24 protein-coding genes and 3 pseudogenes are annotated in these 23,321 nt (G+C 46.9%); 14 read left to right on the top strand and 13 right to left on the bottom strand.

Annotated elements, in window-relative coordinates; translation table 11 throughout:
* Window positions 1-100: 100 nt before the first annotated feature.
* Window positions 101-442 carry a DHCW motif cupin fold protein gene (locus tag FEM44_RS20835; protein ID WP_135522633.1) on the bottom strand — a complete coding sequence of 114 codons (342 nt, stop codon included), beginning with the start codon at window positions 440-442 and terminating at the stop codon, window positions 101-103.
* Between the two features lie 679 nt (window positions 443-1,121).
* Between FEM44_RS20835 and FEM44_RS20840 the strand changes: the two genes are divergently transcribed.
* Window positions 1,122-1,838, top strand: coding sequence for a YebC/PmpR family DNA-binding transcriptional regulator (locus tag FEM44_RS20840; protein WP_135522632.1), 717 nt, complete (start codon window positions 1,122-1,124; stop codon window positions 1,836-1,838).
* A gap of 404 nt (window positions 1,839-2,242) precedes the next feature.
* Here the strand turns inward: FEM44_RS20840 and FEM44_RS20845 are convergent, their stop codons facing one another.
* Complete coding sequence (locus FEM44_RS20845; protein WP_135522631.1) at window positions 2,243-2,572, bottom strand: YkgJ family cysteine cluster protein; 330 nt, start codon at window positions 2,570-2,572, stop codon at window positions 2,243-2,245.
* A 453-nt stretch (window positions 2,573-3,025) separates the two neighbouring features.
* Here FEM44_RS20845 and FEM44_RS20850 point away from each other — a divergent pair, with 453 nt between their 5' ends.
* The 4 genes and pseudogenes from FEM44_RS20850 to FEM44_RS20865 all read left to right on the top strand — a co-directional run.
* Entirely contained in the window at window positions 3,026-3,427 is a 402-nt protein-coding gene (locus tag FEM44_RS20850; RefSeq protein WP_135522630.1) for a DUF302 domain-containing protein, read from the top strand.
* A 253-nt stretch (window positions 3,428-3,680) separates the two neighbouring features.
* Entirely contained in the window at window positions 3,681-5,204 is a 1,524-nt protein-coding gene (locus tag FEM44_RS20855) for a cyclic diguanylate phosphodiesterase (protein ID WP_135522629.1), read from the top strand.
* Between the two features lie 130 nt (window positions 5,205-5,334).
* Window positions 5,335-5,553 carry a cell division-associated protein YmgF gene (gene ymgF / locus FEM44_RS20860; RefSeq protein WP_135522628.1) on the top strand — a complete coding sequence of 73 codons (219 nt, stop codon included), beginning with the start codon at window positions 5,335-5,337 and terminating at the stop codon, window positions 5,551-5,553.
* Window positions 5,554-5,600: 47 nt separating this feature from the next.
* A pseudogene (locus FEM44_RS20865) lies at window positions 5,601-5,744 on the top strand (autotransporter outer membrane beta-barrel domain-containing protein); the annotation flags it as partial.
* A 57-nt stretch (window positions 5,745-5,801) separates the two neighbouring features.
* Here FEM44_RS20865 and FEM44_RS20870 read toward each other — a convergent pair.
* From FEM44_RS20870 to minC, 6 genes and pseudogenes are all read right to left on the bottom strand, one after another.
* Window positions 5,802-6,137, bottom strand: a complete 336-nt coding sequence (locus FEM44_RS20870; protein ID WP_074399524.1) for a YmgD family protein — start codon at window positions 6,135-6,137, stop codon at window positions 5,802-5,804.
* A 3-nt stretch (window positions 6,138-6,140) separates the two neighbouring features.
* Window positions 6,141-6,485: a YMGG-like glycine zipper-containing protein gene (locus FEM44_RS20875; RefSeq protein WP_064528662.1), complete on the bottom strand. Its 345-nt coding sequence runs from the start codon at window positions 6,483-6,485 to the stop codon at window positions 6,141-6,143.
* A gap of 61 nt (window positions 6,486-6,546) precedes the next feature.
* Window positions 6,547-6,618 (bottom strand): annotated as a pseudogene (locus FEM44_RS26095) (hypothetical protein); the annotation flags it as partial.
* A 321-nt stretch (window positions 6,619-6,939) separates the two neighbouring features.
* The gene (gene minE / locus FEM44_RS20880) at window positions 6,940-7,206 is read right to left on the bottom strand and encodes a cell division topological specificity factor MinE (RefSeq protein ID WP_001185664.1); all 267 of its coding nucleotides are present in this window, start codon (window positions 7,204-7,206) and stop codon (window positions 6,940-6,942) included.
* A 3-nt stretch (window positions 7,207-7,209) separates the two neighbouring features.
* A complete protein-coding gene (minD, locus tag FEM44_RS20885; protein WP_064528664.1) occupies window positions 7,210-8,022 on the bottom strand; it encodes a septum site-determining protein MinD in 813 nt (270 codons plus the stop codon).
* Between the two features lie 23 nt (window positions 8,023-8,045).
* Entirely contained in the window at window positions 8,046-8,741 is a 696-nt protein-coding gene (minC, locus tag FEM44_RS20890; RefSeq protein ID WP_130215951.1) for a septum site-determining protein MinC, read from the bottom strand.
* A 125-nt stretch (window positions 8,742-8,866) separates the two neighbouring features.
* Between minC and FEM44_RS20895 the strand changes: the two genes are divergently transcribed.
* From FEM44_RS20895 to FEM44_RS20905, 3 genes are all read left to right on the top strand, one after another.
* The gene (locus FEM44_RS20895) at window positions 8,867-9,160 is read left to right on the top strand and encodes a YcgL domain-containing protein (protein WP_130205736.1); all 294 of its coding nucleotides are present in this window, start codon (window positions 8,867-8,869) and stop codon (window positions 9,158-9,160) included.
* Between the two features lie 71 nt (window positions 9,161-9,231).
* Window positions 9,232-9,891, top strand: coding sequence for a fumarylacetoacetate hydrolase family protein (locus FEM44_RS20900; RefSeq protein WP_130205613.1), 660 nt, complete (start codon window positions 9,232-9,234; stop codon window positions 9,889-9,891).
* Window positions 9,892-9,981: 90 nt separating this feature from the next.
* Entirely contained in the window at window positions 9,982-10,428 is a 447-nt protein-coding gene (locus FEM44_RS20905; RefSeq protein WP_205712811.1) for a YcgN family cysteine cluster protein, read from the top strand.
* A gap of 667 nt (window positions 10,429-11,095) precedes the next feature.
* Here FEM44_RS20905 and FEM44_RS20910 read toward each other — a convergent pair.
* Window positions 11,096-11,335: a hypothetical protein gene (locus tag FEM44_RS20910; RefSeq protein WP_135522752.1), complete on the bottom strand. Its 240-nt coding sequence runs from the start codon at window positions 11,333-11,335 to the stop codon at window positions 11,096-11,098.
* A gap of 813 nt (window positions 11,336-12,148) precedes the next feature.
* On the opposite strand from FEM44_RS20910, the gene FEM44_RS20915 reads away from it, so the two are divergent.
* Both FEM44_RS20915 and umuC read left to right on the top strand, forming a co-directional pair.
* The gene (locus tag FEM44_RS20915) at window positions 12,149-12,568 is read left to right on the top strand and encodes a translesion error-prone DNA polymerase V autoproteolytic subunit (protein WP_135522751.1); all 420 of its coding nucleotides are present in this window, start codon (window positions 12,149-12,151) and stop codon (window positions 12,566-12,568) included.
* Window positions 12,568-13,836, top strand: a complete 1,269-nt coding sequence (umuC, locus tag FEM44_RS20920; RefSeq protein ID WP_135522750.1) for a DNA polymerase V catalytic protein — start codon at window positions 12,568-12,570, stop codon at window positions 13,834-13,836. The genes FEM44_RS20915 and umuC overlap by 1 nt, the downstream gene beginning before the upstream one ends.
* A 45-nt stretch (window positions 13,837-13,881) precedes the next feature.
* Here umuC and dsbB read toward each other — a convergent pair whose 3' ends face one another.
* Both dsbB and nhaB read right to left on the bottom strand, forming a co-directional pair.
* Complete coding sequence (gene dsbB / locus FEM44_RS20925) at window positions 13,882-14,412, bottom strand: disulfide bond formation protein DsbB (protein ID WP_135522749.1); 531 nt, start codon at window positions 14,410-14,412, stop codon at window positions 13,882-13,884.
* A gap of 145 nt (window positions 14,413-14,557) precedes the next feature.
* The gene (gene nhaB, locus FEM44_RS20930; protein ID WP_135522748.1) at window positions 14,558-16,099 is read right to left on the bottom strand and encodes a Na(+)/H(+) antiporter NhaB; all 1,542 of its coding nucleotides are present in this window, start codon (window positions 16,097-16,099) and stop codon (window positions 14,558-14,560) included.
* A 220-nt stretch (window positions 16,100-16,319) separates the two neighbouring features.
* Here nhaB and fadR point away from each other — a divergent pair, with 220 nt between their 5' ends.
* Window positions 16,320-17,039, top strand: coding sequence for a fatty acid metabolism transcriptional regulator FadR (gene fadR / locus FEM44_RS20935; RefSeq protein WP_130215962.1), 720 nt, complete (start codon window positions 16,320-16,322; stop codon window positions 17,037-17,039).
* 162 nt (window positions 17,040-17,201) lie between these two features.
* On the opposite strand, the gene FEM44_RS20940 is transcribed toward fadR, so the two are convergent.
* On the bottom strand, window positions 17,202-18,734 hold the full coding sequence (locus FEM44_RS20940; protein WP_135522747.1) for a SpoVR family protein: 1,533 nt from the start codon (window positions 18,732-18,734) through the stop codon (window positions 17,202-17,204).
* Window positions 18,735-19,063: 329 nt separating this feature from the next.
* Between FEM44_RS20940 and dadA the strand changes: the two genes are divergently transcribed.
* Genes dadA through FEM44_RS26100 form a run of 3 tightly spaced genes read left to right on the top strand, consistent with a single transcriptional unit; the run spans window position 19,064 to window position 21,626 of the window.
* Window positions 19,064-20,362, top strand: coding sequence for a D-amino acid dehydrogenase (dadA, locus tag FEM44_RS20945; RefSeq protein WP_130205629.1), 1,299 nt, complete (start codon window positions 19,064-19,066; stop codon window positions 20,360-20,362).
* Window positions 20,363-20,371: 9 nt separating this feature from the next.
* The gene (gene dadX, locus FEM44_RS20950) at window positions 20,372-21,442 is read left to right on the top strand and encodes a catabolic alanine racemase DadX (protein ID WP_135522746.1); all 1,071 of its coding nucleotides are present in this window, start codon (window positions 20,372-20,374) and stop codon (window positions 21,440-21,442) included.
* A 13-nt stretch (window positions 21,443-21,455) separates the two neighbouring features.
* Window positions 21,456-21,626, top strand: a complete 171-nt coding sequence (locus FEM44_RS26100; protein WP_441316607.1) for a hypothetical protein — start codon at window positions 21,456-21,458, stop codon at window positions 21,624-21,626.
* Here the strand turns inward: FEM44_RS26100 and FEM44_RS20955 are convergent.
* Window positions 21,564-23,234, bottom strand: a pseudogene (locus FEM44_RS20955) (potassium/proton antiporter); the annotation flags it as partial. The gene FEM44_RS26100 and the pseudogene FEM44_RS20955 sit on opposite strands and share 63 nt — an antisense overlap.
* Between the last annotated feature and the right edge of the window lie 87 nt (window positions 23,235-23,321).

Here is a 23,321-nt window from a genome sequence, read left to right on the forward strand (position 1 = left end):
AACCCCCAGGTAGTTGGGGGATGGTCAGATGGTTGTTCTACTGCCAGGTTTCAATTCTGTGCCAGAATCGGACGTCGCAATCGCAACAACGACGAATCCGTTAGTCCACAATAAAGAGTTTTGCTCCTGTCTCCGTTCTGGACTGATGTGGCTCTGCGTTATCACCAACCTGATAACTCATCCCCGCAGTTAAAGTGAATTTGCGGCCATCTGCGAGCTGTGTTTCGAGTTCTCCCTCCATGCATAAAAGGATATGACCTTTACTGCACCAATGATCCGCCAGGTAACCTGGGGTATATTCAACCATTCGCACACGGATTTGGTTCGGCTTGTGACCAAAAAATTGTGTGCGCCAGTAGGCCATGCCTGTTTCCCCGGGATGTTCTGTTTTTTCGACTTCACCCCAGTTAGTGGTGCCAAAAGCAAATGCTTCGATATTCATTTTATGGCCTTTCGTTGTTAAGAAAGAGTGCTTGAACTCAGGTTGGAATGAATCAACATAAGAAAAAATACTATATATATCAACGTATTATTTTTCATATGTAGTAACTAAGTTGAACCTGATTTAAGGTATATACTCATTTGGAGTGCTACATTAGTGAAGATCGGCGGGTGTCGGTAACGTCCGCTTTTCGCTCATAGCTCAACCGTAATCATTAAAAGTTCCTCTTAATCGTTGGTGAAAAGAAACGTTATTTTGATATAAGTGATAGTAAAAATACTTCCTAAAATGAAGGATGATATCAATTATATCAAATGGTTGGGAAAGGGCTGATTTCAACTAATAAAAGAATAATTAAATGAAATTTATCATTAAATATCAGTTGATTAAGAATGGATTTGTTTTAAAAACGGTTTCCAGATGATTAGTCGGGATTATCACATTATTTTTGCCTTAGGTATTGTTATAGCGTTTCAATTATTAAGAACAAAAAACTAAAACTAAATCCGAAAAATAATCTGGTAACATTTTAAAATAATGAAAAATTAAAGTGCCGCTATACATTTATCTTATTTCTAATTCTCATAGACGAAATTTTCCATGTTATGATATAATATGACGAAAATCGCAGGTTATCAATCTGTTATTGATGTAAATAAATTTCGAGGAGATTATTCCAGTGGGACGTAAATGGGCCAATATCGTAGCTAAAAAAACGGCTAAAGACGGGGCAACGTCTAAAATATATGCAAAATTCGGTGTGGAAATCTATGCTGCGGCTAAACAAGGTGAACCAGACCCAGAATTAAACACTTCTTTAAAGTTTGTTATTGAACGCGCGAAGCAGGCGCAAGTTCCAAAACACGTTATTGATAAAGCTATTGATAAAGCCAAAGGTGGCGGAGACGAAACGTTCGTACAAGGACGTTATGAAGGCTTTGGACCCAATGGTTCAATGATTATCGCTGAAACGTTGACTTCAAACGTTAACCGTACGATTGCTAACGTTCGTACAATTTTCAATAAAAAAGGCGGGAATATCGGAGCAGCTGGTTCTGTCAGCTATATGTTTGACAATACTGGCGTGATTGTATTTGAAGGAACTGACCCAGACCGTATTTTTGAAATTTTGCTTGAAGCTGAAGTGGATGTCCGTGATGTGACCGAAGAAGAAGGAAACATCGTTATTTATACTGAGCCTACAGACCTTCACAAAGGAATTGCAGCTCTAAAAGCAGCTGGAATTACTGAGTTCTCAACAACAGAATTAGAAATGATTGCTCAATCAGAAGTTGAGCTTTCACCAGAAGATTTAGAAATCTTTGAAGGACTTATTGATGCCCTCGAAGATGACGACGATGTTCAAAAAGTATATCATAACGTTGCAAATCTCTAATTATAAATTAAAGAAATCTGTCTTTATGGCAGATTTCTTATTCTTAAAGAATGTAAAAAACATATAAAAAGACTCTCATCTAAAAAATAAGACTAATCGAAATTACTGATTGTAACTATCTCATGATTAACGGCAAAGGATCATCCGATGGGGGGTAATTGCGCGAAAAACATAATGGTTTACAGTTGAAATATCAGAGTGTAATGCCTGTTAATTGTTACGTAAAATATCAAGAATGATCATCAAGAACTGAATTTTTAAAATGGCAGTTTTCACCAAAATGTTGCCCGGTACCAGGAACATATGGCATTGTATTCTTGATACTCGGGCAATGGGCATGTTACATCAGAATATAATCATGGATACGCAGTTTTATAGCGCCCATTAAAAATGAAAAGTGCTTTTTAAATTGGAGGCAGCCCATATTTTGCTCGGGCGCGATTACATGCCTCATTAATCTTCCCATCCTCGCCAGACATGGCGAATTCTCGACATGTCGATGAGCGATTCTTGTATATGGTGCAACATGCGTTTTTTCCAGGCGTTCCTGCAAGGGCGACACAACGTGGATCCTTCTGGTTAGTACCGCTCATACATCGGTGGTAAGGGGATATTTGCTCAGTAAGATGAGCCGGGACAGTGCCGCCTGCATCATCTGCTTCGGCCCAGTAAAAAGAGACGCGGAAAAATGCACAACAGGCACCACACGCCAGGCATGGATTCAGATTGCTCATAATTCACCAGTACTACTATATACATCACAATACATCATAACAAAAAATGCAGAAACGCCCTGTAAAGATGCGCGTCTGTGACCGGCTGGCGAATTTTCTATAGTCAACTACTGAATGATCACCAGCTGTTATTAATTTTACATATCCACTGAAATATAACCAGACAGTCAAAATATAAACAGAGTAAATTAATCTTTACAATTTGTAACTACAGGGTTAGGAGGGGAGTGCTTTATGGAATCAGAATCTACATTATCTTGTTAGCATAGGATGATTTTATAAACATAGTGGATATTGCGATTGTTTTAATTCTGGTTGATTAATGGAACTCATCAGAAAATGTTATTTCTCTGATGTTCAAAAATATGAGCAAGCTCAGGTTTTAATATTTTGTATTTATATTACGGTTGTCTTATCGTTCACATTGATTATTGTGTTAATGGCAAAAACGTTATGATTCAATTCCATAGTACATTTGACTTCGAGCATACCAGAACACGTCTTCTTAAGGCGGTATCAGATAATGGTCTGGTTTTATTTGGCGAGTTTGACCACGCAAAAGCTGCCCATAATGCAGGGCTTGTAATGCCGCCAACTACTGTTCTGGTATTTGGTAATCCTGAAAAGGGAACGCCTTTGATGTTGGAACATCCAGACCTCGCTCTGGATTTACCTTTCAGGGTACTCCTTCGCCAGTTGCCCGGAGGTCAGGTCAACGTTAGATTTCACTCGGCAGAAGAATTGAAATGTTATGGGCTTGACTCAACGGCGATACAAACGTTGAAAAAGCTGGAATTGCTGGTACAGAAATACATTCAACCTATTGATTCACATATGCATAAAGACGAAGGTTAAAGCTAAACAGAAACGTGCTCAACCTATATTTTTGTTCCCGAATTATTACCCCATGCCTCTTGTCTGCTTAAAGACCAATTGATCAGCGCTAACATTAGTTTTTCATCAGTTATTGAAAGACTTGCGGCATGTTGGGCAAAATTTCATCTGATGCGTGGATATTTCTGATTCTCTCGACCATGCTCTCTGTAGACGCCAGATTGAGCGAATGAATGTCAACCCCCTCTATTAACCTGTTGTCAGGGACACGCAGATGCGCAATACACTTATCCCTATCCTCGCTGCGGTTTGCCTGTTTATTACCGGCGTCTCTATTTTGAACATCCAGCTCTGGTATTCCGCAAAAGCGGAGAACCTTGCAGGGGCGAGATATGCCGCAAACAATATCAATTATATACTTGAGGAAGCGTCACAGGCGATTCAAACGGTACGGGAAATAGCCAGAAAAGGGTGTGATCTGGATGAACAATATCAACTAGGTACAGAAGCAGCGCTCAAGCCACATCTGCGTACGATCATCATTCTCAAACAAGATGTGGTCTGGTGTACTTCACTGCCGGGGAACCGCGTACTGCTATCACGTATACCCGTGATTCCTGAAAGCAATTTACTGCTAGCTCCGGCAATCGATACTGTTAATAAAATGCCCATTTTGCTTTATCAGAATCAGTTCGCAGATACCCGAGTTTTGGTGACTATTAGCGATCAACATATTCGTGGCGCGCTCAATGTGCCGTTGAAGGGGGCGAAATATACTTTACTCGTTGGTGGTAGCATTATTGGCCCGTCGGGAGATGTGACAGCTCTCAATGGTAAAAATCATTTTTCTGGGCAAGTCAGTTCCACAAAATATCATTTCAGTATTATTTATAACCAACCGCCTCTATTTAGCTTTAGCAGACTTATCGATAAAGGTCTGGGGATTTTGATATTCATTTTGTTAATTTCCTGCGCCGTTGCCTTCCTGCTTGATAAATATTTCAACAAAAGCGCGACACCGGAAGAGATCCTGCGGCGGGCAATACATAACGGTGAAATTGTGCCTTTTTATCAACCAGTGGTAAATGGGCGGGAAGGGACGTTACGCGGCGTGGAAGTCCTTGCCCGCTGGAAACACCCTCGGGGAGGATATATCTCTCCTGCGGCTTTCATTCCTCTTGCTGAAAAATCAGGGTTGATAGTTCCGCTCACCCAAAGTTTGATGAGCCAGGTCGCCAAACAAATGAATGCGATCGAAAGTAAACTGCCAGAAGGTTTTCACGTTGGGATAAATTTCAGCGCCTCGCATATTATTTCGCCGACATTTGTTGAAGAATGCCTGAAATACAAGGACAGCTTCACGCGCCGTGATTTGAATCTCGTGCTTGAAGTCACTGAGCGTGAGCCTTTGCATGTTGATGAAAGTCTGGTCCAGCGACTAAACATTTTGCATGAAAATGGTTTTGTCATCGCACTGGATGATTTTGGTACTGGATACTCGGGGCTTTCTTATCTCCATGATTTACATATTGATTATATCAAGATTGATCACAGCTTCGTCGGGCGGGTCAACGCAGATCCAGATTCCACCCGGATCCTGGACTGCGTGCTGGATCTGGCGCGCAAACTTTCTATCAGTATTGTCGCTGAAGGTGTTGAAACGAAGGAGCAGCTCGATTACCTGAACCAAAACAACATCACGTTCCAACAGGGATACTATTTCTATAAACCGGTGACATATATTGAGCTGGTCAAAATTATTCTCTCAAAACCGAAGGTGAAAGTGGTGGTTGAGTGAAAAATGATCGCCTGAGCGTGAGGTGACGTAATTATAGACAGCTAATTAGCTCGTTTCGTCTTGTTACTATTGTTCATTATTTTGTTTGCTATAATTGTCTGAAATTTTTGACAGGATTACCATCAGTAGCATGAACAAGAGTAATAATCTGGATTATTTTACTTTGTATATCATTTTCTCCATTGCATTTATGCTAATCACTTTCCTGGTTATCCTTTTTGCCAAACCCAGCACCTGGTTGGGAGAAGTGCTTGTTACTATAAATTTGCTAAATGCGTTGGTTTGGTTGGCGATCAATGTGGTTAATCGGTTAAGAGGAAAACTCGTTAGCCATAGGGATCAGCATTAATCCTTCTGTTATCACTGTCAGAAAACGGCTAAATAGTTGCTGGCAGTGCGCGTAATCTGGGGGAAATTAAACTTGGCGTAAATGGCAATCTGAATCCAGCGGCCAGCGTCTGGGGAAATGTTGGCGTTCAACTCGGTGATAATGGCTACAATGACACCACAGTTATGGTGGGATTTAAATATAAGTTCTGATTCCTTCGCCTGCTAAAAAAACGCGCCGAATCAATCGGCGCGGTACTGCATTAATGATTATTTTTTGCCAATGGCACGCATGGTGTCATCAATGGCGGTAATTAACAGCATTTGCGGATCTTTAGCACAAACCTGGTTCAGTTTTTCTACCACTTTGGCACTGAGTTCCGGAGATTGCTCGATTTTTAAATCACGGCTCGTAACGCTAGCGTTACCCATTACAGCCACAATTTCTGCAACCTGTGCGCTGTCAGTTTTTGCCATTTCGTTGGCTTCAGCACAAGTAATATAGGTTTCTGCTGGCAAACCGTTCTTAATATTGTAGTCCTGCGCCCAGCTCATTGGTGCGAAAACAAACAGACCAGCCAGTAATGCAAATTTTTTCATCATCATTCCTTATTTCATTTTACCCAGAATGGCACCACCTGTGCCGCCAATTACAGCACCTTTAATCGCGCCTTCCAGACCATTGCCGGTCAACACGCCAGTGACTGCACCAACGGCAGCACCCACTTTCGCACCTTTGCGGGCATTTTTACCGTCACGACCTTTTTCAGTGACTGCACCAACACCAGCGCCCACAGCAGCGCCTTTCAGCACACCATTAACGCCATTGCCAGTCAGTAAACCTACGCCTGCACCTAACAGCGCACCTTTCGTGGTGCGATTCATATCCGCCATTGCTGGTGCGGAGCAGAACAATGCTGAGATAAGCCCGAAGGCGAGTATTTTTTTCTTCAACTTAGATGTCCGGTATTAAGTAAGTTGCACACACAATAATTTCGTCTTTAATTAATATTCACTTAACTAAAGAACGCTCGCTATTATTCAGATAATTCAAAATGAGCGCGAATGGTATAATAGTAATTGTGTTTTATGCTTGAATGGGAATAATCTTAAATAAGGATTAACTCATTGATTTGAAATATTTTCTTCAAGAAATGTCATCAAGTGTTAACATAGTATTTTAAAGGTTAGGTGATCTGAAATATCAATATTGTTGTGTGATTTAAATGTAAAAAATATTTATCAAAAAAGGCAAGGTAAGTAATTTCGCTCTGATGGCAATAGTGTGAATTACCGGCGATTTGAGCTGACAATAGAAGGGGGAGAACAAAATTTAGACCAAATGCAACCTGACAGATACCAGTATAAACAACCGGTAACTGTCAGATCAGGTTTGAGCTAATACAGCTTATTTCAGCTCTTCTGCTTCTGGTAAGGTCACGTTAAGCTCAAGAATGGAAATATCGCCATCCTTTTGCTCGAGCTGTACGGTTACCATCTCGGGATCAATTTGTACGTATTTACAAATGACATCAAGAATATCTTTACGCAACTGCGGCAGATAGTGTGGTTCTGCATCGCTGCGACGACGTTCAGCAACAATAATCTGCAGCCGTTCTTTTGCAATGTTGGCCGTGTTTTTCTTCCGTGAGAGAAAGAAATCGAGTAATGCCATAACTTATCCTCCGAACAAGCGTTTGAGGAAGCCTTTCTTCTCTTCTTCAATGAAGCGGAAAGGGCGTTCTTCACCCAACAGGCGTTCTACGGTATCTGCGTAGGCTTTACCCGCATCGGCATTGATGTCGAGAATGACCGGTTCACCCTGGTTAGAGGCGCGCAATACGGATTGATCCTCTGGGATCACACCGACGAGTTTGATGCGTAGGATTTCCAGCACGTCTTCCATACTCAGCATGTCTCCTCTGTGCACGCGACCAGGGTTATAGCGCGTTAACAACAGGTGCTCTTTAATGGGTTCTTCGCCGTTTTCTGCGCGGCGTGATTTCGACGCCAGAATACCTAAAATACGGTCAGAGTCACGAACTGATGAGACTTCCGGGTTCGTGGTAATAATGGCTTCATCAGCGAAATAAAGAGCCATTAATGCACCGGTTTCAATACCCGCCGGTGAGTCACAAACGATAAACTCAAAGTCCATCGCTTTTAGGTCATCAAGAACTTTGGCCACCCCTTCGCGGGTGAGGGCATCTTTATCGCGAGTTTGCGATGCCGGGAGAATGTAGAGGTTATCAGTACGCTTATCCTTAATTAGCGCCTGATTTAGCGTTGCATCGCCCTGAATGACGTTGACGAAATCGTACACGACCCGACGCTCACAACCCATAATCAGGTCGAGGTTACGCAAGCCGATATCAAAATCGATCACGACAGTTTTCTTTCCCTTCTGGGCCAAACCAGTGGCGATGGCCGCGCTGGAGGTGGTCTTTCCAACGCCCCCTTTCCCCGAAGTAACAACAATAATGCGTGCCATAAAAATTCCTTGTTAAAAAGGGATCAATTTAACGATTGAACGGTCAAAGCGTTTTCGACTAATTGCAGCCGTGCCGCTTTGCCATAAAATTCTACTGGGATTTTATCACTCAGCCAGTATTCACCAGCAATAGATACTAGTTCGGCCATCAGGTTAGTACAAAATATTTGCGCTTCCCGGTCACCACTTGCCCCCGCCAGCGCACGACCGCGCATCATGCCATAGACATGAATGTTACCATCCGCGATCAATTCTGCTCCTGCACTTACATTACTTGTAACAATCAAATCACATTGTGGAGCATAAATGCGCTGACCGGAACGCACAGGAGTATCTATTAAGCGTGTTTTTGTGTCCGGGATCGTATTTTGCGCTGGTGCCTGGGGAACGGGAGCTGAACGTGGCGCTTTTTCCTTTCCTTCAGTCAGGATTGGTAGCCCCATCTTTTCTATTTCAGCTTTCAGTTTCGCATTTTTGCAACCGCTGACGCCAATTATCCGCAAGCCAGTTGCTGAGATAGCTTTGTGCATTGCTGACCAGTTGACCCGTTCTTCGAGGCCACTGACATTGAGTACGACGGGGGCATGCTTTAAAAATGCGGGGGCCTGAGCGATTTTGTCTTCCAGCGCTTGATGAATAATCTTAGGCTCTGCTTCATGCAGATGAACCACTGATAAGGTGAAGTTGCTACCTTTAAGCTCGATTGGCGTGTTTGACATCCTGGCCTTACTCAATTAGCTAATTATCATCATCAGCGAGCGATGATATTACGAAGACTATCAGGCATGTTATAGTCTGGATTATATTGAGGCAAGTCACCCCCACATTTATTCAGAGTAAAATTATGTTTTGTGTGATCTATCGAAGTAGCAAACGTGACCAGACCTATTTATATGTCGAAAAAAAAGACGATTTTTCGCGTGTTCCAGAGGAGCTGATGAAAGGGTTTGGCCAACCTCAACTCGCGATGATTCTGCCATTGGATGGGCGGAAAAAACTGGTAAATGCCGATATTGAGAAAGTTAAACAGGCATTAGCCGAGCAAGGTTATTATCTCCAGTTACCTCCACCACCTGAAGATTTGCTTAAACAACATCTTTCTGTGATGGCGAAAAATACAGACAGTACTGACAAATAACCGATATCCGGCGGTGGCATCATATTCGTTGGAGCGGGTTTTAAGAACCACGATGAAGTGAGAGGAACGTTATGTATCAACATCACAACTGGCAAGGTGCGCTGCTGGATTATCCGGTGAGTAAGGTCGTCTGTGTTGGCAGTAACTATGCCAAACATATTAAAGAGATGGGAAGTGAAGTGCCCGAAGAGCCCGTGTTATTTATTAAACCTGAAACGGCACTGTGTGATCTGCGCCAGCCCCTGGCTATCCCCTCTAATTTCGGCTCGGTTCATCATGAAGTTGAACTGGCGGTGTTGATTGGCGCGACGCTACGTCAGGCCACGGAAGAGCATGTGCGCAAAGCTATTGCAGGTTACGGTGTGGCGCTCGATCTGACATTACGTGATGTTCAGGGAAAAATGAAGAAAGCCGGACAGCCGTGGGAAAAGGCCAAAGGGTTTGATAACTCGTGTCCACTTTCCGGGTTTATTCCTGCAGCAGAGTTCAGCGGTGATCCACAAAATACGTCGCTGGGTCTAAGTGTAAACGGCGAACAACGCCAACAAGGTACGACTGCGGACATGATCCACAAAATCGTTCCACTGATTGCTTATATGAGCAAGTTTTTTACCCTTAAGGCCGGTGACGTTGTGCTGACAGGCACGCCTGATGGTGTTGGTCCGCTGCACAGTGGCGATGAATTGACGGTTACTTTCGGCGGTCATTCTTTGACAACTCGTGTTTTGTAATACTTTTGCCGCCTGAAAGGGGCGGCAAAGCTTGCATCGCCGTGCCAGACTGGTTATAAGGTGCGTTTTAACGTAATGGTGGAACACCTGATGAGCGATATACCTTTCTGGCAAAGTAAAACCCTGGATGAAATGAGCGATGCAGAATGGGAGTCGTTGTGTGATGGTTGTGGTCAGTGCTGCCTGCATAAACTGATGGATGAAGACACCGACGAAATCTACTTCACTAACGTTGCCTGCCGTCAGCTCAATATTAAAACCTGTCAATGTCGGAACTACGAACGCCGCTTCGAGTTTGAACCCGACTGCATTAAATTAACTCGTGAAAATCTGCCCACGTTCGAATGGCTACCGATGACTTGTGCTTATCGCTTGTTGGCGGAGGGTAAAGATTTACCTGCGTGGCATCCGTTACTTACCGGTTCAAAAGCAGCCATGCATGGCGAACGCATTTCAGTGCGCCATATCGCGGTGAAAGAGTCGGAAGTGATTGACTGGCAGGACCATATCTTAAATAAACCTGACTGGGCGCAATAATCCGCATCAGTCAAGCCGCAGCGAAAATGGTCCTTGCGGTATTCTGGTCATCAATAACAAGGTCTGGCGCACAGTGTATTAGCGATTTGCTACCCGGGAAGAAATGAACCGATTTCCCAGACGTGTCGCCAGAGTGCCGCGATGAAGTTTGGGCTGGCGGTATATTGGAAGTATGAAATATTTTGTACTGGTGGGCTGAAGTATTAATCCTGAATCCTGCAAAAAATTTCCGAGCTAAAAAGTGAGAGCGTCATCGCTGTTTCTAAGTAAATCGTAGCACGCGAAAAAAGATAATCTACGGTATGACAATAATTCAAATGCCGTAACTAATGGACACATTCATTAGACCGCCTGAACAGGCATGCTTATTCTACTCAGGTGTTCTGGTGGGTATAAAGCGAAAGACGGTAAATTCGGATATCAAACGACGTCGTTATATATCCGATCTACAGGTAGTTGATATAAAAATACTCGTGAATATGCTTGTGGAATATGTGAAAAAATTTATAAAGTCCTTTTATATTGTTAGCTTTATTTAGCGCTATGCACTGGCGGTTGAAACTGAGAATCATCCGCTATACGGGGGATTCTGATTACGTGAGACTGTTCAATTCCAGTCTATGTTTACTCTACAATAATGCAAATGACAGTGGATAAAGACGCGCCATCAGGCGATTGATTCGCCGTAGAATGCTACTGCCTGAGCAGAATAGGCCACAGCAATATCCTGATCTTCCCCATGATTTTCAACATAATAAATACCCCCATCTTCCTGAGCGTAAATACCTAACGTTACGCAACGTCCCCCACTCCAGGAAAAGTCCAACATTAACTTCTCGTCTGTCATATTGCTTTTCATTATCCAACTCGAAATGATTAATAGCATGCCGTGCTGAAAAAACTCCATTCATACTGTTAATCCATGGTAACGTGTCTTTAGCTGAACGATAAACTTTAGCGCTATATTAAAAACGCTTCACGATAAAAATATAAATATCGGAAGGTATTATTGACTTGACCATTTTCAATGACCATCTTGAAGGACGCCACCAGGAACAATGTGTCAGGAAAACAATAACTCCTCTTTATATCATTTTAATATCGAAGATATCCCATTAAATAAAATATCTGTAATTCTATTGTTCATTAAATCTTCGTTGTTAATAAAATAAATGGCTTCTGCTATTATTTTTTTGAGGCTTATTTATGGTCAGTGTTATTGATCTCGTTGTCCATCTTCTCAGATTTATTGTGGTGGGCAGAGTCTAAAGTGATGAAACCAAAGACCTGGTTGATGTCGTAACCGGATAACTCACTGCTATCCATTCATTACGTGGCCAGGATCACATGGGTACAGGATGAGCCGTAGAGCAAGGTCCGTAGGTTTACGATGGGGTAAATAGTAAAAAGAAGCGCGGCTGTCGGATTGGAGCCGCGGGACAAGGTCCAAAAATTTCCAAGAGTCGTTGAATTTCCCAGCTTTTTTGGAAGCACAGGTATCTTACTAATAACTAAAAAAGGTTTAAACTATAAAATTAACCGTATTTTTAGATAATGCTTACCGACATATCCATACCGCGTTCAGACGGTTAACAGTGGGGCGGCAATCCTTAAGGATCAGCCTACGCAGCGACAGATATTGATAGCCTGAATCAGTATTGATCTGCTGGTAAGAACAGACTACTGTATATAAAAACAGTACAACTTCAGGCAGATTATTATGTTGTTTATCAAGCCTGCGGATCTCCGCGAAATTGTGACTTTTCCGCTATTTAGCGATCTTGTTCAGTGTGGCTTTCCTTCACCGGCGGCGGATTACGTTGAACAGCGTATCGATCTGAATCAATTGCTTATTCAGCATCCCAGCGCGACTTACTTCGTCAAAGCGAGCGGAGACTCCATGATTGACGGTGGGATTAGTGACGGTGATTTATTGATTGTCGATAGCGCTATTACCGCCAGCCACGGTGATATCGTCATCGCTGCTGTTGATGGCGAGTTTACGGTGAAAAAATTGCAGTTGCGCCCGACGGTACAGCTTATTCCCATGAATAACGCGTACTCGCCGATTACCCTCGGCAGCGAGGATACGCTGGATGTCTTTGGCGTAGTTGTCCATGTAATAAAGGCGATGCGCTGATGTTTGCCCTTTGCGATGTGAACTCGTTTTATGCCAGTTGTGAAGCGGTGTTTCGCCCTGACTTATGGGGTAAACCGGTGGTTGTGCTATCGAATAACGACGGTTGCGTTATTGCCCGAAACGCTGAGGCAAAGGCGCTGGGCGTTAAAATGGGCGATCCCTGGTTCAAACAAAAAGATCTGTTTCGTCGCTGTGGCGTTGTCTGCTTTAGCAGCAATTATGAGCTTTACGCAGACATGAGCAATCGGGTGATGTCGACGCTGGAAGAACTGTCTCCTCGCGTGGAGATTTACAGTATTGATGAAGCGTTCTGCGATTTGACGGGGGTACGTAACTGCCGCGATCTTACTGACTTTGGCAGAGAAATTCGCGCAACGGTACTGCAACGCACGCATCTCACCGTGGGGGTGGGTATCGCTCAGACCAAAACGCTGGCAAAACTTGCCAATCATGCGGCAAAAAAATGGCAGCGGCAGACCGGTGGGGTGGTGGATTTATCCAATCTGGAACGCCAGCGTAAATTAATGGCCGCTTTACCCGTAGATGAAGTCTGGGGAATTGGACGGCGCATCAGCAAAAAATTGAACGCGATGGGTATCAAAACCGTTCTGGATTTGGCGGATACAGATATCCGGTTTATCCGTAAACATTTTAATGTCGTGCTCGAAAGAACGGTGCGTGAACTGCGCGGCGAACCCTGTTTGCAGCTGGAAGAGTTTGCACCGACGAAGCAGGAAATTATCTGTTCCCGCTCGTTTGGCGAACGTATCACGGATTATGAATCGATGCGGCAGGCCATTTGTAGTTACGCCGCCCGGGCGGCAGAAAAACTCCGCAGTGAGCATCAATATTGTCGGTTTATCTCCACGTTTATTAAAACGTCGCCATTTGCGATCAATGAATCCTATTACGGCAATAGTGCGTCGGTAAAACTGCTGACGCCTACCCAGGACAGCAGAGACATTATTAACGCGGCTACGCGATCTCTGGACGCCATCTGGCAAGCGGGCCATCGCTACCAAAAAGCGGGCGTGATGCTGGGTGATTTCTTTAGTCAGGGAGTGGCGCAACTAAATTTGTTCGATAACAACGCACCGCGTCCCGGTAGTGAACAATTGATGGCGGTAATGGATATGCTGAATGCTAAGGATGGCAGGGGAACACTCTATTTTGCCGGGCAGGGGATCCAGCAACAATGGCAGATGAAGCGAGCCATGCTTTCACCACGTTATACAACACGAAGTTCTGATTTACTGCGGGTCAAATAAACATAGCGACAGGAAAAAGACGCTCCCGCAGGAGCGCCGAATAGATTAGCGACCAAACAGATCACGTTTTTTCGCTTTAAACGGCTGGGAAATCATCACCAGCACCGCGACAATCAGGTAAGCGATAAAAATACCGAGCAACCACTGTGGCATTTCCAGACCTAAAAAATCCCACTGACGCTCGGCACAATCGCCAGAGGCGACAAACACTTGTGGCACCCATTTATCCAGCGGCAGCCAGTCCGGGAAGCGAACCATAAAATCACAGGTCGCAAACGGTGAAGGATAGAGTTGAAGCATAGTGTGTTCGTAAGTTAACTGCACACCGCGGAACGCACTGTATAACCAGATAATCATCGCCACATAACGCAGCGGAGTTTTCGGAGCAATAGCGCCAATCAGCGCGGCACCCAGAACGCCGAATAACGCACAGCGTTCATAAATACAGAGCACGCAAGGTTTAAGTAACATCACATGCTGGAACCACAGCGCCGTCAGTTCCAGTGCCAGAGCGGTAAACGCCATCAACAGCCACGCTCCCCGACCCTGTGAACATTGGTTCAAAAATCGCAACATAATAATATTCCTGCAATATGCATAGAATGCGCAGTTTAAACCAATTCATTCGCTGCGCCACCTGGGGGAATCAAAAATCGATCGTAATCGAACAATTATCGGGCGAAAAGGCAAACCGGGCATCAATATGCCCGGTCAGTTGTTATCAAAGCGCTGCTAACCACCCCATTTGCATAAACCATTCGGTTACAGGGGCAAGAGTAAACTCGACGCAGAGCAGTCCGACGAGAGTCAGTACGAGGGTATAAGGCAGGGCCATCCACACCATGCGGCCATAAGAGAGGCGAATCAATGGCGCGAGTGCGGAAGTCAGCAGGAACAAGAATGCAGCCTGGCCGTTCGGCGTGGCGACGGAGGGCAGGTTGGTCCCGGTATTAATGGCAACTGCCAGAAGCTCGTATTGCTTCAACGTAATCGCGCCACTCTCCATTGCCGCTTTCGCTTCGTTGATATAAATCGTCCCCACGAAGACGTTATCCGAAATGGATGACAGCAGACCGTTGAAAATATAGAACAGCGAAAGCTGTGCATGTTCCGATGCCTGCAGCACAAACTGGATAATCGGGGAGAACAGCTGCTGGTCGATAATTACTGCGACTACCGAGAAAAAGACGGTCAACAGTGCGGTGAATGGCAGAGATTCGGTGAAGGCTTTGCCGATAGCATGTTCATCGGTGACACCGGTCAATGATGTCGCCAGAATAATGACCGACAAACCAATCAAGCCAACTTCCGCCAGATGCAACGCCAGCGCAGTCACCAGCCAGATGCCGATAATCGCCTGGACAATCAGACGAATTTTATCCTGACGGGTACGCTGGTGGCGGCTTTGATCGTCAAACTGTTGCAGCACTTCGCGGACTTTCTCCGGCAGTGTTTCACCGTAGCCAAACCAACGCAGTTTCTCCACCAACAGGCAAGTTAACAGACCGCAAACCAGAACCGGAACGGTCACTGGCGACATGCGCAGGAAGAAATCGCCAAAATGCCAGCCAGCGGCTTTGGCGATAATCAGGTTTTGCGGCTCACCCACCATGGTCATCACGCCACCTAATGCGGTACCGACGCCGGCGTGCATCATCAGACTACGCAGGAAACCACGGAACTGCTCCAGAACAACTTTGTAATGCTGGTCGATATGACTATCGTCTTGCAGGTCGGGATCTTCGGTGCGGGAAGAGGCTACGCGGTGATAAATGCCATAAAAGCCGACTGCAACGCTGATCACCACCGCCACGACGGTTAAAGCATCGAGGAACGCGGAGAGAAACGCCGCCGCCACGCAAAAAGAGAGCGATAGCAGCATTTTGGAGCGAATGCTTAATAGCAAGCGAGTAAAAATGAACAGCAACAGCTGTTTCATAAAATAGATGCCCGCCACCATAAACATCAGTAACAGCAAGACTTCAAGGTTTGCCGCCACCTCTTCACGGACGTGTTCCGCGCTGGTCATGCCAATAAATACGGCTTCGATAGCCAACAGGCCGCCGGGGAGCAGCGGGTAGCATTTCAGGGCCATCGCCAGAGTGAAAATAAATTCCGCTACCAGCAACCAGCCAGCGACGAAAGGGCTGATGAGGAAAATTAACGGATTTACGATTAAGAAAATGATGAGGGCGAGTTTGTACCAGTCGGGGGACTGGCCCAAAAAATTGCGCCATAGCGCGCGGCCCCAGGAGATCTCCATGATGGTTTCCCTTACCTTACAAATAATCAATGATGTTTTTATGTTTAAACGCAAAGCTTAACGGTCAGGCAGGAGTGAGGCAAGTCTTGATAGTCAAGGGGAAAGAGATGCGGAAAATGAAGCCTTGATCCTTTTTTCTTCTTTTTGTCTGCTATCAGCGTGATTAGCCCTCTGGTATGATGAGTCCAACTTTGTTTTGCTGTGTTATGGAAATCTCACTATGGTCATTAAGGCGCAAAGCCCGGCGGGTTTCGCGGAAGAGTACATTATTGAAAGTATCTGGAATAACCGCTTCCCGCCCGGGACTATTTTGCCCGCAGAACGTGAACTTTCAGAATTAATTGGCGTAACGCGTACTACGTTACGTGAAGTGTTGCAGCGCCTGGCGCGAGACGGCTGGCTGACTATTCAACACGGCAAACCGACGAAGGTGAATAATTTCTGGGAAACCTCCGGGTTGAATATTCTTGAGACGCTGGCGCGACTGGATCACGAAAGTGTGCCGCAGCTTATTGATAATTTGCTGTCAGTGCGTACCAATATTTCGACAATTTTTATTCGCACCGCGTTTCGTCAGCATCCTGATAAAGCGCAAGAAGTGCTGGCAACCGCCAATGAAGTGGCCGATCACGCCGACGCCTTTGCTGACCTGGATTACAACATTTTCCGCGGTCTGGCGTTTGCTTCCGGTAACCCAATTTACGGTCTGATCCTCAACGGGATGAAAGGGCTGTATACGCGAATTGGTCGTCACTATTTCGCTAATCCGGAGGCGCGCAGTCTGGCACTGGGCTTCTATCACAAGCTATCGGCATTGTGCACTGAAGGCGCGCATGATCAGGTTTACGAAACAGTGCGCCGCTATGGGCATGAGAGTGGCGAGATATGGCACCGAATGCAGAAAAATCTGCCGGGTGATTTAGCCATTCAGGGGCGATAGTCCTTCCATCCTGATGACAAACGTATAATTGTCTGATGCGCTACGCTTATCAGGCCTACGTGTTTTTTTGCAATATATTGAATTTGCGATACTTTGTAGGCCGGATAAGGCATTTACGCCGCATCCGGCAAAAATGAGTCCTCCTCAAACGAGGAGGACTATTTACAGATTTCCCATTCTCGGCGGGCAACGTTCCAGCAACTCGACGCTGCCGTCTTCGTTTTGCTGTTCGAGCATCACATCAAATCCCCACAGGCGATGCACATGCTTCAGTACCTCTTTACGCCCCCGGTCCAGCGGAGCGCGATTATGCGGAATGTAGCGCAGCGTCAGTGAACGGTCGCCGCGTAAATCCACGTTCCAGATCTGAATATTCGGCTCCAGATTACTTAAGTTATATTGTGACGATAACCGGTTACGGATCTCCCGATAACCTTCTTCATTATGAATAGCGGAAATCTCCAGATAATTATGCCGATCGTCATCCAGCACGGTGAAGAAGCGGAAATCACGCATTACCTTCGGTGACAGGAACTGACTGATAAAGCTCTCATCTTTAAAATCACGCATCGCGAAATGCAGCGTTTCCAGCCAGTCGGAACCGGCGATATCCGGGAACCAGTATTTGTCTTCTTCCGTCGGCGACTGACAAATCCGTTTAATATCCTGGAACATGGCGAAACCAAGCGCATACGGATTTATTCCGCTGTACCACGGGCTGTTATAGGGCGGCTGGAAAACCACATTGGTGTGGCTGTGCAAAAACTCCAGCATAAAGCGTTCGGTCACTTTTCCTTCATCGTACAGATGGTTAAGGATGGTGTAGTGCCAGAAGGTCGCCCAGCCTTCATTCATCACCTGGGTCTGTTTTTGCGGATAAAAATACTGGCTCACCTTTCGCACGATGCGCAGAATTTCACGCTGCCATGATTCCAGCAGCGGCGCATTTTTCTCCATAAAATAGAGCAGGTTTTCTTGTGGTTCGGATGGATAGCGACGCGCTTCGGAAACGGTTTTCTCTTCCTCGCGTTTAGGCAGCGTTCTCCAGAGCATATTGACCTGGCTTTGCAGATACTCTTCGCGACCTTTCTGCCGGGCTTTCTCCTCTTGCAGCGAGATTTTTTGCGGGCGTTTATAACGATCCACACCGTAGTTCATCAGGGCATGACAGGAGTCCAACAGCTTTTCTACTTCATCAACGCCATAACGCTCTTCGCACTCGGTAATATATTTACGGGCAAAAATCAGGTAATCGACAATGGAACTGGCGTCGGTCCAGCTGCGAAACAGGTAATTGTTTTTGAAGAAAGAGTTGTGACCATAGCAGGCATGTGCCATCACCAGCGCCTGCATGGTGATGGTGTTCTCTTCCATCAGGTAAGCGATACACGGGTTAGAGTTAATGACAATTTCATAGGCCAGCCCTTGCTGACCGTGCTTATACAGACGTTCGGTTTCGATAAACTTTTTACCGAATGACCAGTGCGGATAGTTAATCGGCATGCCGACGCTGGAGTAGGCATCCATCATCTGTTCTGAGGTTATCACTTCAATCTGGTGCGGGTAGGTATCCAGCCGGTAGAGTTTCGCCACCCGGTCTATCTCTGCCAGATAAATATCCAGCAGGTCGAACGTCCAGTCGGGTCCATCGCTCAAACGTGTGGAGTCCTTATTCATAGAATCGATCGTCGCCATACGCGCACCTCATTGTTGTCGGCGCTCTCTGTGTGGAACACCTCATTTCAAGCATAGAACACCAGTTAAAAACCGCGTCGCCGGAGAATTTTTTTCTTTGCGATTTCTTATTATCGGAGTGCCAATAATTAGCTTCTCAACGGAATTTTCTGCTGGATATAAAGCTCGGCCAGCAGGAGATACCAAAGACGCCATATTCCCGCAGACTCAGGGAGATGTGAGCCAGCTCACCATAAAAAAGCCATATGTTGAATAATATTTTCATCTGGGTTATCAAGATGTAATTAGATTATTGTTCTTTTACTGTATCTACCGTTATCGGAGTGGCTATGCGAGTTGTCATACTGGGAAGTGGTGTGGTAGGCGTTGCCAGCGCCTGGTATCTGAATCAGGCAGGACATGAGGTCACCGTCATTGATCGGGAACCGGGGGCGGCTCTTGAAACCAGCGCAGCGAATGCCGGGCAAATCTCCCCCGGCTATGCCGCGCCGTGGGCAGCACCAGGCGTGCCTTTAAAAGCGATTAAATGGATGTTTCAGCGCCATGCGCCGCTGGCCGTTCGTCTCGATGGTACGCAGTTCCAGTTGAAATGGATGTGGCAAATGTTACGTAACTGCGACACCAGCCACTATATGGAAAATAAAGGGCGGATGGTGCGCCTGGCGGAATACAGCCGTGATTGCCTGAAAGCATTACGCGCAGAGACAAATATCCAGTATGAAGGTCGGCAGGGCGGGACGCTGCAACTGTTTCGTACCGAACAACAGTATGAAAATGCCACTCGCGATATCGCCGTGCTGGAAGATGCTGGTGTGCCGTACAAATTACTGGAATCCAGCCGCCTGGCAGAAGTGGAGCCCGCACTGGCAGAAGTGGCGCACAAACTGACGGGCGGTCTTCAACTGCCCAATGATGAAACCGGAGACTGCCAGCTCTTTACCCAGAATCTGGCGCGGATGGCGGAGCAGGCGGGGGTTAAATTCCGCTTTAATACGCCCGTTGACCAACTACTTTGCGACGGCGAGCAAATCTACGGCGTGAAGTGTGGTGATGAAGTGATTAAGGCCGATGCGTATGTGATGGCGTTTGGTTCTTACTCGACGGCGATGCTTAAAGGCATTGTTGATATTCCTGTATATCCGCTGAAGGGGTATTCCCTGACCATTCCGATTGCGCAGGAAGATGGCGCGCCGGTGTCCACCATTCTTGATGAAACCTACAAAATCGCCATTACCCGTTTCGATAACCGTATCCGCGTTGGCGGAATGGCGGAAATTGTTGGTTTTAACACTGAACTGTTACAGCCGCGTCGTGAAACGCTGGAAATGGTCGTTCGCGATCTCTATCCGCGCGGCGGTCATGTCGAGCAGGCTACTTTCTGGACCGGTCTGCGCCCGATGACGCCAGACGGCACGCCGATTGTTGGTCGTTCACGCTTTAAAAATCTGTGGCTGAATACCGGTCACGGTACGCTCGGCTGGACGATGGCTTGCGGTTCCGGTCAGTTGTTAAGCGATCTGCTCTCGGGGCGCACGCCCGCTATCCCGTATGAGGATTTAAGCGTAGCGCGCTACAGCCGTGGATTTACGCCATCACGCCCGGGCCATTTACATGGCGCGCACAGCTAAGGAATCGCGATGACCAGACCGATACAGGCCAGCCTCGATCTACAGGCATTAAAACAGAATCTGAACATTGTCCGCCAGGCCGCGCCGCACGCGCGCGTCTGGTCGGTGGTAAAAGCGAACGCGTATGGGCACGGTATTGAGCGTATCTGGAGTGCGCTCGGGGCGACTGATGGCTTTGCCTTACTTAATCTGGAAGAGGCCATTACCCTACGTGAGCGCGGCTGGAAAGGGCCGATCCTCATGTTGGAAGGTTTTTTCCACGCCCAGGATCTGGAGATTTATGACCAGTATCGCCTGACTACCTGCGTTCACAGTAACTGGCAGCTCAAAGCGTTGCAAAACGCGCGACTAAAAGCACCACTGGATATTTATCTTAAAGTGAACAGTGGAATGAATCGGCTGGGCTTCCTGCCCGATCGCGTGTCCACCGTCTGGCAGCAACTGCGGGCGATGGCGAATGTTGGCGAAATGACCCTGATGTCGCATTTTGCCGAGGCCGAGCATCCTGATGGGATTACCGGGGCGATGGCGCGTGTTGACCAGGCGGCGGAAGGGCTGGAGTGTCGACGCTCGTTGTCTAACTCGGCGGCGACGCTGTGGCATCCGGAAGCGCATTTTGACTGGGTGCGTCCGGGGATTGTTTTGTATGGTGCATCGCCGTCCGGTCAGTGGCGCGATATCGCCAATACCGGATTACGTCCGGTAATGACGTTAAGTAGCGAGATTATTGGTGTCCAGACACTGAAAGCGGGAGATCGTGTGGGCTATGGTGGTCGCTATACCGTGCGTGATGAACAGCGAATCGGCATTGTTGCCGCCGGATACGCCGACGGTTATCCGCGTCATGCGCCAACCGGTACACCGGTTTTAGTGGACGGCGTGTGCACCATAACGGTGGGGACTGTCTCGATGGATATGCTGGCGGTAGATTTAACACCTTGCCCGCAGGCGGGAATTGGTACACCGGTTGAGTTGTGGGGCAAAGAGATCAAAATTGATGATGTCGCCGCCGCTGCCGGAACTGTTGGCTATGAATTGATGTGCGCGCTGGCGTTACGTGTGCCTGTTGTGACGGTGTAACTTGTATCGCCGGATGCGACCAGCGTCGCATCCGGCGATACAAGACGGATCAAACTTAAGATTCGGCTTCTTCCTCCGCTACCCGAACGCCAATCTTCAGCACTTCATTATCTTCTTTCTCGGCCACCGTCCAGATCATCCCGGCAAACTCCACCTGATCACCGACAACCGGAGCCGCGCCTAACAATTGCTGGACAATTTCCCCCAGTGTTTGCTGTTTATCGCGATACTCCCGACCGTCTTCCAGACCATATATCAGCGCCACATCGGCATATTTGGCACTGGCTTCAAGAATGAAGTCACCAAAGAAGCGTTGATCCAGCGCGACTGGCGGTGACTGGCTGAACAGTTTACCGAGCGCCGGGAGATCGCGTTCCCGACCAATCACGCACAAGACGTCGCCTTCACGCAGTCGGGTGCTGCCAGTGGGATGAAGCAACTGGTTATCACGAAATAGTGCCGCAATACGCGTCTCTTTTGGCATATGCAGATCGCGCAGCGCCGCGCCCACGCACCATTTATCGGCACTCAACTGATAAACAAACTGTTCCCACGGGTTTTCCGGATGAATATCAAGGCCAACGCGTGATACCGGGCGTCCGACGGGCGGAACCACCACTTTGGCTTTTTTCGCCGCCCACGAGAGCGATGTTCCCTGCAATAGCAGTGAAACCAGAACCACAAAGAAGGCGACATTAAAGAACAGACGCGCATTCTCCAGGCCCGCCATCATCGGGAACACCGCCAGGATAATCGGTACCGCGCCGCGCAGTCCGACCCAACTGATAAATACGCGCTCGCGCAAATTGAAACCACGGAACGGCAGCAATCCGGCAAATACCGAAAGGGGACGAGCGATGAAAATCATCCATGCGGACAAAATGAGCGCCGGAATGGCAATAGGCAGTAAGTCGCTTGGGTTAACCAACAGCCCAAGCACCAGGAACATGGCGATTTGCGCCAGCCAGGCGAGGCCGTCGAAATTTTGCAGAATGCCGTAGCGGTTGCGAATAGGGCGATTACCCAGCAGAAAACCGCACAGATACACCGCCAGAATACCGCTACCTTCCAGCGCAGTTGTTAATGAGAAAATCAGAATACCGCCACTTAATGCCAGCAATGGATATAATCCGGCGGGCAGGGCGATGCGGTTGATCATTTGCTGCAGTAAATAACCGCCGCCAAGACCTATTACAATGCCCAGACCAAATTGTTGCAGAATATCGACAATGAACATCCAGCTAATATTGCTCTCATGATGCTGGATCATCGCAATCAGGGTAATGGTCAGAAACACGGCCATCGGATCATTACTGCCGGATTCTATTTCCAGCGTCGAGCCAACACGTTCGTTAAGCCCCTTGCCGCCAAGCAGAGAAAATACCGCCGCGGCATCCGTGGAACCGACAATGGCGCCGATTAATAAGCCTTCAATCAAATTGAGATTAAACAGCCACGCCGCCATCATGCCGGTTAAACCAGAAGTAATCAGCACGCCCACCGTCGCCAGTGACAGCGCCGGACCTAACGCCACGCGAAATGAACTGGCCTGGGTACGCATCCCGCCGTCGAGCAAAATAATCGCCAGCGCGAGGTTACTTACCATGTAAGCAAAAGGATAATTATCAAACGGGATGCCGCCGACGCCATCAACCCCCGCCAGCATGCCGATCGCCAGAAAAATAACCAGAATGGGAATGCCAAGACGGGAAGAAAATGAACTAAGTAAAATACTGCTGGTGACAAGGATGGATCCTAAGATGAAAAGGCTAATTATTGTTGTGGCATCCAACGGTCGGTTACTCCTGATTACGCTGTCTCTTATATAAACCCTACCATATTAGCGGCAGAAACAGCGTTTTACTTAGCCCTGAAACGT

The sequence above is a fragment of the Escherichia sp. E4742 genome (assembly GCF_005843885.1).
Classification (GTDB): Bacteria; Pseudomonadota; Gammaproteobacteria; order Enterobacterales; family Enterobacteriaceae; genus Escherichia.

Excerpts from the sequence above, each read along its gene's own strand:
- minE (WP_001185664.1), bottom strand. The coding sequence starts at position 7,206 with ATGGCATTACTCGATTTCTTTCTCTCACGGAAGAAAAACACGGCCAAC.
- FEM44_RS20905 (WP_205712811.1), top strand. The coding sequence starts at position 9,982 with ATGAGCGATATACCTTTCTGGCAAAGTAAAACCCTGGATGAAATGAGC.
- ymgF (WP_135522628.1), top strand. The coding sequence starts at position 5,335 with ATGAACAAGAGTAATAATCTGGATTATTTTACTTTGTATATCATTTTC.
- fadR (WP_130215962.1), top strand. The coding sequence starts at position 16,320 with ATGGTCATTAAGGCGCAAAGCCCGGCGGGTTTCGCGGAAGAGTACATT.
- minD (WP_064528664.1), bottom strand. The coding sequence starts at position 8,022 with ATGGCACGCATTATTGTTGTTACTTCGGGGAAAGGGGGCGTTGGAAAG.
- dadA (WP_130205629.1), top strand. The coding sequence starts at position 19,064 with ATGCGAGTTGTCATACTGGGAAGTGGTGTGGTAGGCGTTGCCAGCGCC.
- FEM44_RS20895 (WP_130205736.1), top strand. The coding sequence starts at position 8,867 with ATGTTTTGTGTGATCTATCGAAGTAGCAAACGTGACCAGACCTATTTA.
- dsbB (WP_135522749.1), bottom strand. The coding sequence starts at position 14,412 with ATGTTGCGATTTTTGAACCAATGTTCACAGGGTCGGGGAGCGTGGCTG.
- FEM44_RS20915 (WP_135522751.1), top strand. The coding sequence starts at position 12,149 with ATGTTGTTTATCAAGCCTGCGGATCTCCGCGAAATTGTGACTTTTCCG.
- FEM44_RS20940 (WP_135522747.1), bottom strand. The coding sequence starts at position 18,734 with ATGGCGACGATCGATTCTATGAATAAGGACTCCACACGTTTGAGCGAT.
- FEM44_RS20900 (WP_130205613.1), top strand. The coding sequence starts at position 9,232 with ATGTATCAACATCACAACTGGCAAGGTGCGCTGCTGGATTATCCGGTG.
- FEM44_RS20850 (WP_135522630.1), top strand. The coding sequence starts at position 3,026 with ATGATTCAATTCCATAGTACATTTGACTTCGAGCATACCAGAACACGT.
- FEM44_RS26100 (WP_441316607.1), top strand. The coding sequence starts at position 21,456 with ATGCGACCAGCGTCGCATCCGGCGATACAAGACGGATCAAACTTAAGA.
- FEM44_RS20870 (WP_074399524.1), bottom strand. The coding sequence starts at position 6,137 with ATGATGATGAAAAAATTTGCATTACTGGCTGGTCTGTTTGTTTTCGCA.
- FEM44_RS20855 (WP_135522629.1), top strand. The coding sequence starts at position 3,681 with ATGCGCAATACACTTATCCCTATCCTCGCTGCGGTTTGCCTGTTTATT.
- FEM44_RS20845 (WP_135522631.1), bottom strand. The coding sequence starts at position 2,572 with ATGAGCAATCTGAATCCATGCCTGGCGTGTGGTGCCTGTTGTGCATTT.
- nhaB (WP_135522748.1), bottom strand. The coding sequence starts at position 16,099 with ATGGAGATCTCCTGGGGCCGCGCGCTATGGCGCAATTTTTTGGGCCAG.
- dadX (WP_135522746.1), top strand. The coding sequence starts at position 20,372 with ATGACCAGACCGATACAGGCCAGCCTCGATCTACAGGCATTAAAACAG.
- FEM44_RS20910 (WP_135522752.1), bottom strand. The coding sequence starts at position 11,335 with ATGGAGTTTTTTCAGCACGGCATGCTATTAATCATTTCGAGTTGGATA.
- umuC (WP_135522750.1), top strand. The coding sequence starts at position 12,568 with ATGTTTGCCCTTTGCGATGTGAACTCGTTTTATGCCAGTTGTGAAGCG.
- minC (WP_130215951.1), bottom strand. The coding sequence starts at position 8,741 with ATGTCAAACACGCCAATCGAGCTTAAAGGTAGCAACTTCACCTTATCA.
- FEM44_RS20835 (WP_135522633.1), bottom strand. The coding sequence starts at position 442 with ATGAATATCGAAGCATTTGCTTTTGGCACCACTAACTGGGGTGAAGTC.